This is a genomic window from Flavobacterium defluvii (assembly GCF_900129555.1).
In the GTDB taxonomy this organism is placed as follows: Bacteria; Bacteroidota; Bacteroidia; order Flavobacteriales; family Flavobacteriaceae; genus Flavobacterium; species Flavobacterium defluvii.
In genome coordinates, this window is sequence record NZ_FQWC01000006.1 from 23150 (window position 1) to 38324 (window position 15175).

Below are 15175 nucleotides of genomic sequence, written 5' to 3' on the forward strand. Positions count from 1 at the left end.
TGGTTCATCTTAATTTTGATAATTCTTTTTATTCGGTTTTGCGCACATGTAAAAAGTAATTTTTCCTCCATTTATAACATCAGCATGTTTTAAGAAAGGTTTGGTAAGTTCTTTTCCATTCAATAAAACCTTACTCACAAATACATTTTTATCTGATTGATTTACAGTTTCAACTTCGAAGATTTTTCCATTTTCTAAATTGAAAATTCCTTTTTTAACCAATGGACTTCCTAATGCATATTCATCAGACCCCGGCGCAACGGGATAAAATCCTAAACTGCTAAAAATATACCAGGCACTCATTTGTCCGAAATCGTCATTTCCTCCTAAACCGTCTGCCCCATTTCGATACATTTTTTTAAGAATCATTCGGATTTTATCCTGTGATTTCCATGGTGAATCTGTCCAGTTATACAAATACACAACATGATGAGAAGGTTCGTTTCCGTGAACATAATTTCCGATAATTCCGTCTCTAGTAATATCTTCTGTGTTTTCGAAGTATTTATCCGGCAAGTGCATGTTGAATAACGAATCTAAACGAATTTTAAATTTCTCGTTTCCGCCCATCATTTTAATCATATCGGCAGGATCTTGCGGAACGTACAAACTATAGTTCCAAGAATTTCCTTCGATAAATCCTTGTCCGTGTGTATCAAGCGGATCGAACTCTTTTTTGAAAGTTCCGTCGTTTAATTTCGGACGCATAAATCCTGTTTTCTCGTCGTAAACATTTTTATAATTCTTCGATCTTTCAATGAATTCATTATAAATATCTGTTTTACCTAATTTCTTAGCCGCCTGTGCAATCGCCCAGTCATCATAAGCATATTCTAAAGTTTTAGAAACCGACGAACCGTTTTTATCTTCGGGAACATATCCTTTTTTCATATAATATTCCAATCCGTCGAAATAGGGAACTTTTGCCGTATTTACACAAGCCTGAAGTGCTTTTTCAGCATCAAAATTTACATTTCCTTTTACAATCGCATCGGCAATTACAGAAACAGAATGATACCCAATCATACACCAATTTTCATTCGCATAATGCGACCAGATTGGCAGCATTTTATGAACGCTTTGATCAGAATGTGCCAGCATTGAGCTTATCATATCGGCATTTCGGGAAGGCTGTACAATGTTGAATAACGGATGTAAGGCTCTATAAGTATCCCAAAGTGAATAACTTGTGTAATTTTTAAAACTTTCGGCTTTGTGAACGTTCATATCCAGCCCTTTATAATTTCCATCAAGATCCATATATTCGGTAGGTCCTAAAAAGGCATGGTACATTGCGGTATAAAAGTTAACTAAATCTTCTTTTTGAATGGTTTCAATCTGAATTTTATTCAGTTCTTTATTCCAAACTTCCTGACTTTGTTTTTTTACGCGTTCAAAATCCCAATCCGGAATTTCTTTTTTCATATTTTCTAAAGCTCCTGCTGAACTTACAGGAGAAAGAGCCATTTTTATTTTGATTTTTTCACCTTCGTTTGTATCAAAATCAAAAAACAATTTTAGGTTTTGTCCTGCCATTTCAGGAAAATTTTTCGTTTGATCAAATCTTCCCCAAAAACCTCTGTAAACACTTTTTTCAAGTGCCGCTTGTCCGTAACTTTTTATTGGTTTACTAAAAGACATTGCAAAATAAACGGTTCTGGTTCTTGCCCAGCCGTTTGTCTGGCGATAACCTGTTACTAGAGTATCGTTTTCTACTCTTACAAAAGTCCAGACATTTTTTTTATCGTAATTGTAAATTCCTGAAGTTAAATCGAGAATAATATGTGCTTCATCTGATTTTGGAAAAGTATATTGATGCATTCCTACTCTGGTGGTTGCGGTCAATTCTGCTTTAATATTATGATCTTCAAGTAGTACGCTGTAATAAGCAGGTTCTGCTTTTTCCGTCGAATGCGAAAATGCCGACCTGTAACCTGATAATGGTTTTGAAGCAACTCCGGGATTTAACTGCAGTTTTCCCGTTGTAGGCATAATTAGAAAATCTCCTAAATCAGAATGTCCAGTTCCGCTAAAATGTGTGTGACTGAAACCTACAATTGTTTTATCTTCATATTGATATCCTGCACAATATTTATAAACTTCGCCATTGTATTTTCCGTTTAAACCGTATGCAATGGTATCAGTTTCCGGACTTAATTGCACGCTTCCAAATGGCACTGTTGCTCCCGGATAAGTGTGTCCCATTTTTGCTGTTCCAATCATTGGATCAACATATTGGATTAGATTTTTAAAATTATTTTCTTTTTTCTGGGCATTTATCTTTGCTGTAAAAGCAAACATCAAAACTCCTAAAGCTGTAATTAATGTAGGTTTTTGTAAAATATTCATCAGGTATTTTTCTGTAATTGTTTCGCTCAGAAAATTACGATAAAATATAATTTTAAACTAATACCAACCGGATTAAAATCCGTCCTACAATATGGATTTTAAACAGGATTGGATCTTACGGCTCTTTTTTAAAGTTTTTGCTTTAGATTTTCTTTTACTTCTTCAAACCATTCGTTTTGTAAGATACTTAAAACGATAGAATCTCTACGAACATTTTCGTTACGTGTTGGCATGTTACTTCTCAAAACACCTTCGACTTTGCAGCCAATGCTTTTCATTGCCGCGATACTTCTTTCGTTATTATTATCGGCACCAAATTCTACACGTTCCATTCCAAGGCTTTCAAAAGCAAATTGAAGTAATAAAAATTTGCAATGTTTGTTTAATCCTGTTCCTCTAAAAGCAGATCCGTACCAAGTATAACCTAATTGCAATGTTTTAAAATCAAGATTGATGTCGTAAAAACGGGTTGAACCAGCGTATTTTTGAGATTTTTTGTCGAAAACAATAAATGGAAATTCTTTTTGTTTATCTCTTTCTTTTATTGCCAGTTGAATATAGTTGATCAAATTGTCTTTTCCTTCTGCTCCAACCAAAGAATATTTCCAGGTTTCTGGTTCGTTGATCGAAATTTCCAATAAATTTTCTACATCTGATTCCTGAAGTGGACGTAATAAAACGAAATCGTCTTCTAAAATTATGTTATCTGTGAAACTGAAATTTGATATTTGGTTCATGTTTTTTTGGTTTTGATTAATTAAAATATCCCAGATAGTATATCGATATAGTCCCTACGGGACAAATAACAAACCTCAATATTTTTTTTCTACCGATATTTAATCTCTACGAGATATTTAATTTGAGTATATTATTCCGTTAGAAGTAAAACATCGGTAACAAAAAATAAACCTCAATAAAACTTTTTCTACCAATGTTTAATCTCTACCAAATATTTGATTTTGAATATCTTACTCCATCAGGAGTAAAATATCGGTAGCAAAAAAAATAATACGACAAAAAAAATGTCCCGTAGGGACTATATTTTTCGCAAAATTTTACAAAATCACTCACTCATTTCATCATAACGTTCCGGAACTTGCGGATCGTAAAGCGGACATTTGAATTCTTCCATTATGTCTACTAATTTATTCATGGTTTTTCCTTCTGTTCCGTAGCAGTCAATTTTTATACTTTGCGAAGTCGTAATTACCTGAAATGCTCCTTTTCCTTTTGGATTCTTCCAGCTATTTTCATCGACTCTTTCCCAGTCAGAAAAAACAGAATTAATTCTGTTTACGATTACTTCTATTTGAAGAACAGCCAAACCTTCTACTTCTTGTTTTTCTACAAGCGCTTCATAAACTTCCTGATTGTTCAGGTAAATTTCGTCCAGATATCTCCAAAAAAGTAATTCGTACATACTTAAATATTTTTAAACTATATAAGTAATATAAGAAAATATAAATTCTTTCTAATCGAAAGCTGCCATCAAAAAAGGCTTCGACTTCGCTCAGCCTGACAATCTAAATTAAAATGAACTTATATCCCTTATATGGTTATTTTTTTTAATAGTTGAATGTTCCGTATTCGCTTGAAATAGTAAGTTTTTTAGAATCAGAAGCTTCTACTCTACCTACGATTTGCGCATCAACATTGAATGATTTTGAAATTTCAATAATATCCTGTGCAATGTTTTCAGGAACGTATAATTCCATTCTGTGACCGCAGTTGAAAACCTGATACATTTCTTTCCAGTCTGTTTTTGATTGCTCCTGAATTAACTTGAACAATGGCGGAACCGGAAATAAATTATCTTTTATAACGTGTAAATCTTTTATGAAATGTAGAATTTTAGTTTGCGCGCCGCCGCTGCAGTGAACCATTCCGTGAATATCGTTTGGTGTGTATTTATCTAAAATTTTCTTGATAATTGGTGCGTAAGTTCTTGTTGGAGAAAGTACTAATTGTCCGGCGTTTATCGGACTATTTTCAACTTCATCCGTTAAATTAACCTGACCAGAATAAATCAATTCTTCCGGAACGGCTGCATCGTAGCTTTCTGGATATTTTTTAGCTAAATATTTACCGAAAACATCATGACGTGCAGAAGTAAGTCCGTTACTTCCCATTCCACCATTATAACCTTTTTCGTAAGTTGCTTGTCCAAAAGAAGCCAAACCAACAATTACGTCTCCAGCTTTTATGTTTGCATTATCAACAACATCAGCACGTTTGATACGCGCTGTTACTGTAGAATCTACAATGATTGTACGAACCACATCTCCAACGTCTGCAGTTTCTCCTCCAGTTGAATGAATGGTTACGCCAAAAGATTTTAATTCATTGATTAACTCTTCTGTTCCGTTGATGATTGCTGAAATAACTTCGGCTGGAATTAGATTTTTATTTCTTCCAATAGTAGAAGAAAGCAAAATATTATCAGTTGCTCCAACACATAACAAGTCGTCAATATTCATGATTAATGCATCTTGAGCGATTCCTTTCCAAACCGAAAGATCTCCGGTTTCTTTCCAATACATATAAGCCAAAGATGATTTTGTACCCGCTCCGTCAGCATGCATAATTAAGCAGTGATCGTTGTCCTGAGTTAAATAATCGGGAACAATTTTACAGAATGCCTGTGGAAATAAACCTTTGTCAATATTTTTGATAGCGTTATGTACGTCTTCTTTTGATGCCGAAACACCTCTTTGTGCATATCTTTTGCTAGAATCTGAACTCATGAAAATTAGTTTGTGTTGATGTGGTGCAAAGATAATCCCTTTTTTTAATTCTTTGGCTTATTCAAATATAGGTTTCGAAAAAAATCAAATATTTTGGGATAAAAAAACCTGTCTTATAAAAGACAGGTTTATAAATTGGGTTTCAGAAAACTATTATTTAGTAAATAATAATTCTCTGTATTTAGTTAAAGTCCAGCTTTCGTCATCAACTAAAAGTTCTAGCTTATCGCAGTGATTACGAATATCTTCAAAATATGGTTTTACATTATTGCAATACGCTTCGGCCATTTTTTGAGCATCAGTTAACTGATTTGCTTTTTTTCTTTCGTTGGTCATAGCCAATACTTTAGAATTAATTCCTTCAATATGACCTGAAATTTCTTTAATTAAAACAATCTGTTCTCTTGCAATAGTTTCAAATTCTTTTCCGAAGATTTCTTTTAATCCTTTTACATTTTCGATTAACGTATTTTGATAACGAATTGCTGTTGGAATTACGTGATTTCTCGAAATATCTCCTAAAACTCTTCCTTCAATCTGGATTTTTTTAGTGTATTCTTCCAATTCAATTTCGTAACGCGCTTCGGCTTCAACATGGTTAAAAATCCCTAATTCAGCAAATAAGTCTAAAGCTTGTTTCGAAACTTTAGCTTTAATAGCTTCCGGAGTTGTTTTAAAATTGCTTAAACCTCTTTTCACCGCTTCTTTTTCCCAGGCTTCACTGTAACCATCGCCTTCAAAAAGGATTTTTTTAGATTGTTTGATGTATTCTCTTAAAACATTAAAAATGGCATCATCCTTTTTCATGTCTTTCGACTCAATTAGGTTTTCTACTTCATTTTTAAAATCTTTTAATTGTTTTGCCACAATCGCATTCAAAGTTGTCATTGCGTTTGAACAGTTTGAATTTGATCCAACAGCTCTAAACTCAAATTTATTTCCTGTAAAGGCAAAAGGCGAAGTTCTGTTACGATCTGTATTGTCTAATAATACGTCTGGAATTTTACCAACTACATTTAATTTAAGATCTGTTTTTTCTTCTGGAGAAAGTTTTCCTGTTGTAACGCTTTCTAACTCAGATAAAACTTTTGTCAATTGCGCTCCAATAAATACAGACATAATCGCAGGCGGTGCTTCGTTTGCTCCTAACCTGTGATCGTTACTTGCCGTTGCGATTGAAGCTCTTAATAAAGTTTCGTTATCGTTTACCGCTTTAATCGTATTAATAAAGAATGTCAAAAACTGTAAATTGCTCATTGGCGTTTTACTCGGACTTAATAAGTTAACTCCTGTGTCTGTCGCCAATGACCAGTTGTTGTGTTTTCCTGATCCGTTTACTCCTTTGAATGGTTTTTCGTGAAATAATACTTTAAAATCGTGACGTTCTGCCACTCTCTGCATTACATCCATTAATAAAGAGTTGTGGTCTACGGCTAAATTTGTTTCTTCGAAAATCGGTGCAAGCTCAAACTGATTTGGTGCCACTTCGTTATGACGCGTTTTTACCGGAATTCCTAATAACATACATTCCTGCTCTAAATCTCTCATATAAGTAAGAGCACGGGTTGGAATTGATCCAAAATAATGATCGTCTAACTGTTGTCCTTTTGCTGAAGTATGTCCTAATAAGGTTCTACCGGTCATCATTAAGTCTGGGCGTGAATTTGCCAAAGCTTTATCAATGAGGAAATATTCCTGCTCCCATCCTAAAGTTGCGGTTACTTTTTTTACGTTTTTATCAAAATATTTACAAACTTCTGTCGCCGCTTCGTCAATTGCCGATAATGCTCTTAATAAAGGTATTTTATTATCTAAAGCTTCACCTGTATAAGCAATAAAAACTGTTGGAATACATAAAGTTGTACCATATATAAATGCCGGAGAAGTCGGATCCCAGGCTGTATAACCTCTTGCTTCAAATGTATTTCTGATTCCGCCGTTCGGGAAACTAGATGCATCCGGTTCCTGCTGTACCAATTGCGCGCCACCAAATTTTTCTACAGGATCACTGCCATCATAAGACGTTTCAAAAAAGGCATCGTGCTTTTCTGCAGTCGTTCCGGTCAGTGGCTGAAACCAGTGTGTATAATGTGTTACGCCTTTTGACAATGCCCATTCTTTCATTCCCATGGCGATATAATCTGCCAATTTTCGTTCTATTTTCGTTCCGTGTTGAATGGCATCTCTCACTCCTTTTAAAGCATCCGAAGTTAAATATTGCTTCATGGCTTTCTCATTAAACACATTTGATCCAAAAAGATTCGATTTCTTATCAATTTCTTCAAAGTGTACCGGCTTTCTTGTAGAAGCTTCTTTTAAAGCTTGGAAACGTAATGTTGACATGTATATAATTTTAAAAATTCGTAATAATTTTCATTAAAAAATGAGCAACAAATATAAACAATAAAAGTCCCTTTTTTATACTTAAAACTGAGAATTTCACAAGAGGATTTATCAACAGATGGAGCCTTTTTTAAAGAATAGTAATTACGTTATAAAGAAATATAACAAAAAACCTCAGTATTATTCATTAAATAAACATTTTTTCATAATTCCTTAACCTTAAAATTCAAAAACTTACCTTTATTTTTACGAATTTATTTTTTTAAGGCGTTAAAAATTATTTTTTTTAGAATATACCCCTATCAAAATTGTGCTTCTCAAAAAAATTACACTTCACTAAACAAAATAGCCCCCTAATTTTTAGGACTAAAAAAATAAATCTATATTTGACCCAGCGAAAAAACAAAAAAAATAAATTTATATTATTATGGCTAAAATTAAGTTAGAGTACATTTGGTTAGACGGATACGAACCAACTCAAAATCTTAGAAGTAAAACTAAAGTTGAAGAGCACGAAAATTTCAAAGGAACATTAGAAGAACTTGGAAATTGGTCATTTGATGGTTCGTCAACTAAACAAGCTGAAGGTGGTTCTTCTGACTGTCTTTTAGTTCCTGTTGCAATTTATCCAGATCCAACTCGTATCAACGGATGGTTAGTAATGTCTGAAGTTATGTACGCAGACGGAACACCACACCCTTCTAACGGAAGAGCTACAATTGATGATGAAGATGATGATTTCTGGTTTGGTTTCGAACAAGAGTATTTCATCATGGATACAAAAACTCAACTTCCACTTGGTTTCCCAGTTGGTGGATACCCTGCTCCACAAGGGATGTACTACTGTTCAGTAGGTGGAAAAAACACTCACGGTAGAAAATTAGTTGAAGAACACGCTGATTTATGTATCGCTGCTGGAATTAACTTTGAAGGAATCAACCAAGAGGTTGCTTGTGGACAATGGGAATTCCAATTATTCGCTAAAGGAGCTAAAAAAGCCGGAGATGAAATCTGGGTTGCTCGTTACTTATTAGACCGTTTAACTGAGAAATATGGTTACTATATTGAATATCACCCAAAACCTCTAGGAGATACAGACTGGAATGGTTCTGGAATGCACGCTAACTTCTCTAACTCTGTTCTTAGAACATGTGGTTCTCAAGAAACTTATGAGAAAATCTGTGAAGCTTTCCGTCCTGTTACTAAAGAACACATTGCAGTTTACGGAGCTTACAACGAGCAGCGTTTAACTGGTAAACACGAAACTGCTTCTATCAACGATTTCTCTTATGGAGTTTCAGACAGAGGATGTTCTATCAGAATTCCTTTGATGACAGTTCAAAGAGGTTGGAAAGGTTGGTTAGAAGACAGAAGACCAGCTTCAAACGGAGACCCTTACAAAATTGCTGCTAGAATTATCAAAACTGTTAAATCAGCGCTATAATTCAAAGCTTAAAATATATCCTAAAAGTGCCAGTATTTATTTACTGGCACTTTTTTTATACTTTAAACCCGACAGGTTTAAAAAAGATGTCTGGTTTACTATTTCTAACTTTGAGAAAGTTCCACCTCCTCAACTCAAAACTCAAAACTCAAAACTTAAAACTCATAATTCAAAATTCATAACTTTTAAGAATACCTTTCTTATAAATAATTTTTAATTTAAACTTCAAAACTTATCTTTGTAATTCATTTAAAAAAATCATCATGATAGTCTGGACTTTGTTTTTACTGGCCGTAGTTTTTATTCTTGCTTTAGATTTAGGTGTATTCAATAAAACACCACATATTATTAGTACTAAAGAAGCCAGCAAATGGACATTGATTTGGGTAACGTTATCTTTTCTTTTTTCCGGAGTAATTTATTGGCTTTACACTACAGATTATATTGCAAATCCTGACGGCCTGAAACCTGCCGTGGCTTCAATGAAGTTTATCACAGGTTATTTAATCGAATTATCCTTAAGTGTAGATAATATTTTTGTGATTGCGATAATTTTTGCATCTTTTAAAATTCCGCAAAAATACCAGCACCGTGTTTTATTCTGGGGAATTCTGGGAGCAATTGTTTTCCGCGGATTAATGATTTTCTTTGGTGTTATGCTGATAAATAAATTTAGCTGGACAACTTATCTTTTTGGAGCATTCTTAGTATTTACTGCTATCAAAATGTTGTTTTCCGGAGAAGATGAAGATTTTAATCCAAAGGATTCTTTTGTATACAAAACATTAGGAAAAGTAATTCCGATTACGTCTCACATGGAGCATGAGAAATTTTTCATTTTAACCGAAAAAGGGAAAAAAGCAGCAACTCCGCTTTTCGTTGCTTTGATCGTAATTGAAGTTATGGACGTTTTATTTGCCGTTGACAGTGTTCCGGCGATTCTGGCCATTACTTCAGATCCGTTTTTAGTATTTAGTTCTAATATTTTTGCCATTCTTGGATTACGTTCTATGTATTTCTTCCTGGCAAATATGCTGGCAAAATTCAGTTTCTTAGAATACAGCCTAGTTGCTATTTTAGCTTTTGTTGGATTAAAAATGCTTCTTCACGAATGGATTCACGTTCCAGAATGGGCTTCTCTTGGATTTATTGCTCTTTCACTTGTAGTTGGAATTTTGGTTTCTCTTAAATTTGGAAAAGAAAAAGAACTTACTGATTCTGATTTATAATCGTTTTAAAAATATATTGACATAAAAAAAGGAAATCTTTCGATTTCCTTTTTTTATAAAATAAAACTAAATTATAGTTTTATCTTTTTTATGTTGTTATCATTAATATTATATCTTTTGATAACTTCATTATAATTTGAATAATCAGGTTTATTAACAGATTTTCCAGTCAAGTATCCAGGAACAATTACAATTCTAATTACTTGATTCAACCTAAAAGAACTCACAACTCCTCCTAAATCGTTTCCTATCATATAAATACTAACATCAGATATTGTAAAATCATAATCAAATCCAAAATCTAATGTTCCATCTGCTAAATAATAATTTTCCGGAAGTAATTTCCAAACATCTCTTCCATTATCAACCCCTGATAATCTGTATACCAAAACCATATCAGAAGGTAAAATAGCAGGACTTAATGCGATTACAGGATTATAATTATTTGTATTTGTAAAATTAACATTACTAACTTCATAAACCTCAGCTGGTATTGACCCATCTTGTCCCGGAGGCCCCTCTGGCCCTTCACAACTAGTAAATGCCATTAACCCGACTACAGCGAATAACGTAAGTATCTTTTTCATAATATATTTTTTTTAAGTTTATAAAAGCATTCCAAAAACCAAACCAAAAATTTTGTTAAACGGGTTTTGAAATAAAATTTCTAATTATTTTTTTGCAACAACCTGATTCTTAAATAGGATTTTGCTAAAAAATAATACATGGTAAGGTAGTGAATTTTCCCAATATTCCCAAGTGTGCGCTCCCGGACGTTCAGTATAATCGTGTTCTACCTTATTATATACTAAGCGACGGTGCAATTCTCTGTTTGGTTCAATTAAAAAATCATCGACTCCGCAATCAATAATTAAAGGCAGTTTGTTGGCTTTTATTTTATCCAGCATTCCCATAACGGCGTGCTGTGCGTATAATTCAGAATTATCGCTTCGGTCTCCAAAAACAGGCTGCATTAATTTTATTACTTGTGCCGACGATTCGCGATTAAGCATTGTACTCATATCTACTGCTCCGCTCATGCTTCCGGCAGCGCAGAATAAATCCGGATGGCGGGTTAATAAATATAAAGCACCGTGTCCGCCCATAGAAAGCCCTGTGATTACCCTTCCTGATTTATTAGCAATCGTTCTATACGTTTTATCAACTTTTTGCACTACTTCCTGTGTAATGAAAGTTTCAAACTGACTTTCTTTATTTACCGGACTGTCCAGATAAAAACTAAATGTTTCGCCTTCTGGCATTACAATAATTAAATTATATTGATCGGATAAACTCTGAACTAATTTTTTATTTGGAGTATTTTTTAACCAGTCACTAAAATGTCCGTAAGCACCATGTAATAAATACATTACCGGAAACGCCGATTTACTTTTTGCATATGAGTTTGGCAAGACAACAGCCGCTTTGTAGGTTTTATTCATGGCTGAACTTGCAATTTGTAAAGTATCAACTTTTGCTGCGTATGACATTGACGAAACACACAGAAAAACAAAGAATACTAAAATTTTAAGGTTTTTCATTTTGATAGTTTTTTTTCGATTAAAGGAATGTAAATATACCTTTTTTCCGAATAAAAAAATTAGCCGCGAATTCACGAATTTTTATATAATTCAATTCGTGAATTTGCGGCTATTAAAATTTAACCTTCAAAAATACTAACTAATAATAATCTTATGCTCGTGACGGTACTGCGATGCGCTCTTACCTGTATATTGTTTAAACGATTTACTAAAATGACTGAAATTATTAAAACCGCTTTCGTAGCATACTTCATTAATACTTATTGGCTTTTCGGCCAAAAGTTTTGAGGCGTGAACCAGCCTGTATTCGTTTACAAACTCAGTAAATGTTTTATTTGAAATCTTTTTAAAATATCTGCAAAACGAAGGCGTTGTCATGCTCACTAAATTCGACACCTCATCGATAGCGATTGACTGCTGAAAATTATCTTTTACATAATTAAAAACTACATTCATACGATCATTATCCTGTGTCTGCAGTTCCATTGCAAAACCGTCTGCGTTGAGCAGTGTATATTCTTCAGATGAATCTAACTCATCAAGAATACTCAAAAGGGTTAAAAGACGCTGAAACGGAAGCTGATCTTCCATTGCTTCTATTTTCTTTCCAATATGTTTTTTAGTTTCACCGCCAAAAGCAATTCCACCTTTGGACTGACTTAAAACATTTTGGATTTTTTTCATTTCCGGTACTCCAAAAAACTCATTCCCTAAAAACTCAGGTTTAATATGAATAACCGTTTCGTTTACATTTCCCGTTTTTTCATTTGTAAAACCGCAATGCGGTAAATTAGAGCCTATTAAGATCAAACTACCATTTGTGTAATAGGAAACATGGCTTCCTATTTGTCTTTTTCCAGCCCCGCCATTAATATAAACCAACTCAATCTCTGGATGATAATGCCATAAATGAGCTTTGCTATTGGTCTTTTCGGCGTGTTTAGTGTAGGTAAAAGAACTTCCGTATGAGTTAGTTATCACTTCAAGAGCTGGGGCAATTGTCTTCATGATAATTTCTTTAGAAAATAATAGCAAATTTAACAAAATCATCTAATAAAATTTAAAAATTAACCTATAACGGTTTCGTAAATGAGAATTTTTTATCAAAACCATCAAAATTCAAATTAACAAATTGCCTTCAAAACGTTATTTTTTAAACAACTGATATTTTTATTCAGGATTTTTTTAATATATCATATTTATTCGACCATTTAAATAGACAATTACTATTTCTGTAAGAAAACCAGAAGTTTTAAAATTTGTTAACATTTTAAAAACATTAAAAAATATCGAGTGAATTAACTAAAACACCTAAAAAAATTCAAATTTTAACCTATAACGGTTTCGTAAATGAGAATATAGCACATAAATTGGAAAATAGAGTTGATATTATTTTCGCATAGCCAATGTAATTTTACATCAGAGAATTAGAGATAAAAAATTAAAAACAAATACATATGAAAAAGATTGTAAAATTAAGTTTAGTATGTGCTGCTCTTTTTGCAGGTGTAAGCACTTATGCGATTGATGGAAATGAGGACTTTAATCTTCATGTATTGAAAAACGGAAAAATGATCACTTTCGGTCTTAACCAGACTCAAAAAGCGAAATTGGCTATATATGATAAAGAAGGAACTTTATTCTATTCTGAAAACGCATCTGGAAAAGACGGAATTTTAAGAACTTTCAGCTTACAGGATTTCCCTGATGGAACATACTTCTTAGAAGTTGAAGACAATACAAAAAAAGTTAGATATGAGATTACAGTAAATAACGAAATCGCTACTTTATCTTCAAAAGCAATTTCTTCTGTTTACAAAACAGTTTCAGACAAAAATACTAGCGTAGCAGTACGCTAAAAAACTTATACTTCTCATAAGTATAAACTAAGGTTAGATAGTTAGTAAAGTTAAAAACGTAAGTTTTAAAAACAGCTCTTTGTGGTTATTGGGCTGTTTTTTTTTGCTCTAAACTTTCGATTTTAGATTGCAGATTTTAGATTTTAGATTTTTTGCACAAGTTTAAAAAATCTCAGTCCCGATGGCTATCGGGATAGCATCATAGAATCTCAGTAACTTTTCGAAAATCTTTAAAAAATAACACATGAATTAACTAAAACGATAGAGATAATTCAAATTTTAACCTATAACGGTTTCGTAAATGAGAATATAGCATCGAAATAGGAAAATAGAGTTGATGTTATTTTCAGATAGCTAAAGTAATTTTACATCAGAGAATTAGAGATAATAACATCAAAAACAAATAGTATGAAAAAGAATTTAAAATTGAGTTTAGTATGTGCTGTACTTTTATCAGGATTAAGTACTTATGCAATTGACGGAAACAACGCTTTCAATCTTCATGTTTTAAGAAACAACGGAAAACTAATAACTTTTGCTTTAAACCAAACTCAAAAAGCAACTATTAGTATATACGATAAAAACAATAATTTAATTTATACTGAAAATGCTTCTGGTAAAGACGGAATTTTAAGAACTTTTAGTTTGGAAGAATTTCCAACCGGAACTTATTTTTTAGAAATCGAAGATAACTTCAAAAAAGCAAGACACGAAATAAAAGTAACAATTGAAGCTACTGTTTTGTCTTCAAAAGCAATTAATTAAGCAGAACTGCAAAAAAATATAAGTGTTGCCCCAATAACACTGAAAAATTTATACTCGCATACAGTATAAGAATGAGGTTAGATAGTTAGTAAAGTTTAAAAACGCAAGTTTTAAAAACAGCTCTTTGTGGTTATTGAGCTGTTTTTTTTGTTCTTTACTTTTTGATAAAACCCAGTTTACACAACAAACAGATTTTGAATTTAAGCATTACGAAAATGTAAGAAAAAGGTAAATTCAAGGTTTTGCAAAATCATTGAAAAATAATAATCGAATTAACAAAAACAATAAAAATAATTCAAACTTTAACCTATAACGGTTTCGTAAATGAGAATACAGCATCGAAATTGGAAAATAGAGTTGTTAAAAAAAGGACACTCTTGTAGTAATTTTACATCAGAGAATTAAACTAATAATTTAAAACTAACAGTTATGAAAAAGATTTTAAAATTGAGTTTAGTATGTGCAGTACTTTTTACAGGAAGTATATATGCAATTGATGGCAATGGAGATTTTAATCTTCATGTAATTAAAGCAAACGGAAAGCTTATCACATTTGCGATCAACAGAGTGCAAAAAGCAACCCTTGCTATTTACGACAAAGACGGAAATCTAATTTACTCTGAAACTGCTTCAGGTAAAGATGGAATATTAAGAACTTTCAGCTTAGAAGAATTTCCGGAAGGAACTTATTTCTTAGAAGCAGAAGACAGTGTAAAAAAAGTGAGACACGAAATTACAATTACAGATAGTACAACTGTATTATCTCAAAAAGCGGTATCATCTGTTTACAAAACAACAGCTGATAAAAATACAAGCGTAGCAGTGCGCTAAAAATCTTATACTTTTTTATAAAGTATAATACTAAGGTTAGATAGTTAGTAAAGTTAAAACGTGATTGTTT

The 15175-nt window shown here is 32.8% G+C and carries 13 protein-coding genes; 5 read left to right on the plus strand and 8 right to left on the minus strand.

Annotated elements, in window-relative coordinates; translation table 11 throughout:
* Window positions 1–9: 9 nt before the first annotated feature.
* The 5 genes from BUC29_RS13740 to BUC29_RS13760 form a co-directional block, all read right to left on the minus strand.
* Complete coding sequence (locus tag BUC29_RS13740; protein WP_073416756.1) at window positions 10–2349, minus strand: GH92 family glycosyl hydrolase; 2340 nt, start codon at window positions 2347–2349, stop codon at window positions 10–12.
* Window positions 2350–2477: 128 nt separating this feature from the next.
* A complete protein-coding gene (locus BUC29_RS13745; RefSeq protein ID WP_073416757.1) occupies window positions 2478–3086 on the minus strand; it encodes a GNAT family N-acetyltransferase in 609 nt (202 codons plus the stop codon).
* Between the two features lie 326 nt (window positions 3087–3412).
* Entirely contained in the window at window positions 3413–3769 is a 357-nt protein-coding gene (locus tag BUC29_RS13750; RefSeq protein WP_073416758.1) for a hypothetical protein, read from the minus strand.
* A gap of 145 nt (window positions 3770–3914) precedes the next feature.
* Window positions 3915–5093: an AIR synthase related protein gene (locus BUC29_RS13755; protein ID WP_073416759.1), complete on the minus strand. Its 1179-nt coding sequence runs from the start codon at window positions 5091–5093 to the stop codon at window positions 3915–3917.
* Between the two features lie 153 nt (window positions 5094–5246).
* Window positions 5247–7436: a glutamine synthetase III family protein gene (locus BUC29_RS13760; protein WP_073416760.1), complete on the minus strand. Its 2190-nt coding sequence runs from the start codon at window positions 7434–7436 to the stop codon at window positions 5247–5249.
* A gap of 427 nt (window positions 7437–7863) precedes the next feature.
* On the opposite strand from BUC29_RS13760, the gene BUC29_RS13765 reads away from it, so the two are divergent.
* Entirely contained in the window at window positions 7864–8880 is a 1017-nt protein-coding gene (locus BUC29_RS13765; protein WP_073416761.1) for a glutamine synthetase beta-grasp domain-containing protein, read from the plus strand.
* Window positions 8881–9143: 263 nt separating this feature from the next.
* A complete protein-coding gene (locus BUC29_RS13770) occupies window positions 9144–10109 on the plus strand; it encodes a TerC family protein (protein WP_073416762.1) in 966 nt (321 codons plus the stop codon).
* A gap of 71 nt (window positions 10110–10180) precedes the next feature.
* Here the strand turns inward: BUC29_RS13770 and BUC29_RS13775 are convergent, their stop codons facing one another.
* From BUC29_RS13775 to BUC29_RS13785, 3 genes are all read right to left on the minus strand, one after another.
* The gene (locus BUC29_RS13775; RefSeq protein ID WP_073416763.1) at window positions 10181–10696 is read right to left on the minus strand and encodes a hypothetical protein; all 516 of its coding nucleotides are present in this window, start codon (window positions 10694–10696) and stop codon (window positions 10181–10183) included.
* A gap of 84 nt (window positions 10697–10780) precedes the next feature.
* The gene (locus BUC29_RS13780) at window positions 10781–11650 is read right to left on the minus strand and encodes an alpha/beta hydrolase (protein ID WP_073416764.1); all 870 of its coding nucleotides are present in this window, start codon (window positions 11648–11650) and stop codon (window positions 10781–10783) included.
* A 135-nt stretch (window positions 11651–11785) separates the two neighbouring features.
* The gene (locus BUC29_RS13785; protein ID WP_073416976.1) at window positions 11786–12658 is read right to left on the minus strand and encodes an AraC family transcriptional regulator; all 873 of its coding nucleotides are present in this window, start codon (window positions 12656–12658) and stop codon (window positions 11786–11788) included.
* 449 nt (window positions 12659–13107) lie between these two features.
* Between BUC29_RS13785 and BUC29_RS13790 the strand changes: the two genes are divergently transcribed.
* The 3 genes from BUC29_RS13790 (at window position 13108) to BUC29_RS13800 (ending at window position 15105) form a co-directional block, all read left to right on the plus strand.
* Window positions 13108–13509, plus strand: coding sequence for a T9SS type A sorting domain-containing protein (locus BUC29_RS13790; RefSeq protein ID WP_073416765.1), 402 nt, complete (start codon window positions 13108–13110; stop codon window positions 13507–13509).
* 408 nt (window positions 13510–13917) lie between these two features.
* Window positions 13918–14274 (plus strand): T9SS type A sorting domain-containing protein, encoded by a 357-nt coding sequence (locus BUC29_RS13795; protein ID WP_073416766.1) that lies wholly within the window; start codon window positions 13918–13920, stop codon window positions 14272–14274.
* 429 nt (window positions 14275–14703) lie between these two features.
* On the plus strand, window positions 14704–15105 hold the full coding sequence (locus BUC29_RS13800) for a secretion protein (RefSeq protein ID WP_073416767.1): 402 nt from the start codon (window positions 14704–14706) through the stop codon (window positions 15103–15105).
* Window positions 15106–15175: the final 70 nt, after the last annotated feature.

Coding starts and splice junctions, on each gene's coding strand:
- BUC29_RS13740 (WP_073416756.1), bottom strand. CDS start 2,349: ATGAATATTTTACAAAAACCTACATTAATTACAGCTTTAGGAGTTTTG.
- BUC29_RS13745 (WP_073416757.1), bottom strand. CDS start 3,086: ATGAACCAAATATCAAATTTCAGTTTCACAGATAACATAATTTTAGAA.
- BUC29_RS13750 (WP_073416758.1), bottom strand. CDS start 3,769: ATGTACGAATTACTTTTTTGGAGATATCTGGACGAAATTTACCTGAAC.
- BUC29_RS13755 (WP_073416759.1), bottom strand. CDS start 5,093: ATGAGTTCAGATTCTAGCAAAAGATATGCACAAAGAGGTGTTTCGGCA.
- BUC29_RS13760 (WP_073416760.1), bottom strand. CDS start 7,436: ATGTCAACATTACGTTTCCAAGCTTTAAAAGAAGCTTCTACAAGAAAG.
- BUC29_RS13765 (WP_073416761.1), top strand. CDS start 7,864: ATGGCTAAAATTAAGTTAGAGTACATTTGGTTAGACGGATACGAACCA.
- BUC29_RS13770 (WP_073416762.1), top strand. CDS start 9,144: ATGATAGTCTGGACTTTGTTTTTACTGGCCGTAGTTTTTATTCTTGCT.
- BUC29_RS13775 (WP_073416763.1), bottom strand. CDS start 10,696: ATGAAAAAGATACTTACGTTATTCGCTGTAGTCGGGTTAATGGCATTT.
- BUC29_RS13780 (WP_073416764.1), bottom strand. CDS start 11,650: ATGAAAAACCTTAAAATTTTAGTATTCTTTGTTTTTCTGTGTGTTTCG.
- BUC29_RS13785 (WP_073416976.1), bottom strand. CDS start 12,658: ATGAAGACAATTGCCCCAGCTCTTGAAGTGATAACTAACTCATACGGA.
- BUC29_RS13790 (WP_073416765.1), top strand. CDS start 13,108: ATGAAAAAGATTGTAAAATTAAGTTTAGTATGTGCTGCTCTTTTTGCA.
- BUC29_RS13795 (WP_073416766.1), top strand. CDS start 13,918: ATGAAAAAGAATTTAAAATTGAGTTTAGTATGTGCTGTACTTTTATCA.
- BUC29_RS13800 (WP_073416767.1), top strand. CDS start 14,704: ATGAAAAAGATTTTAAAATTGAGTTTAGTATGTGCAGTACTTTTTACA.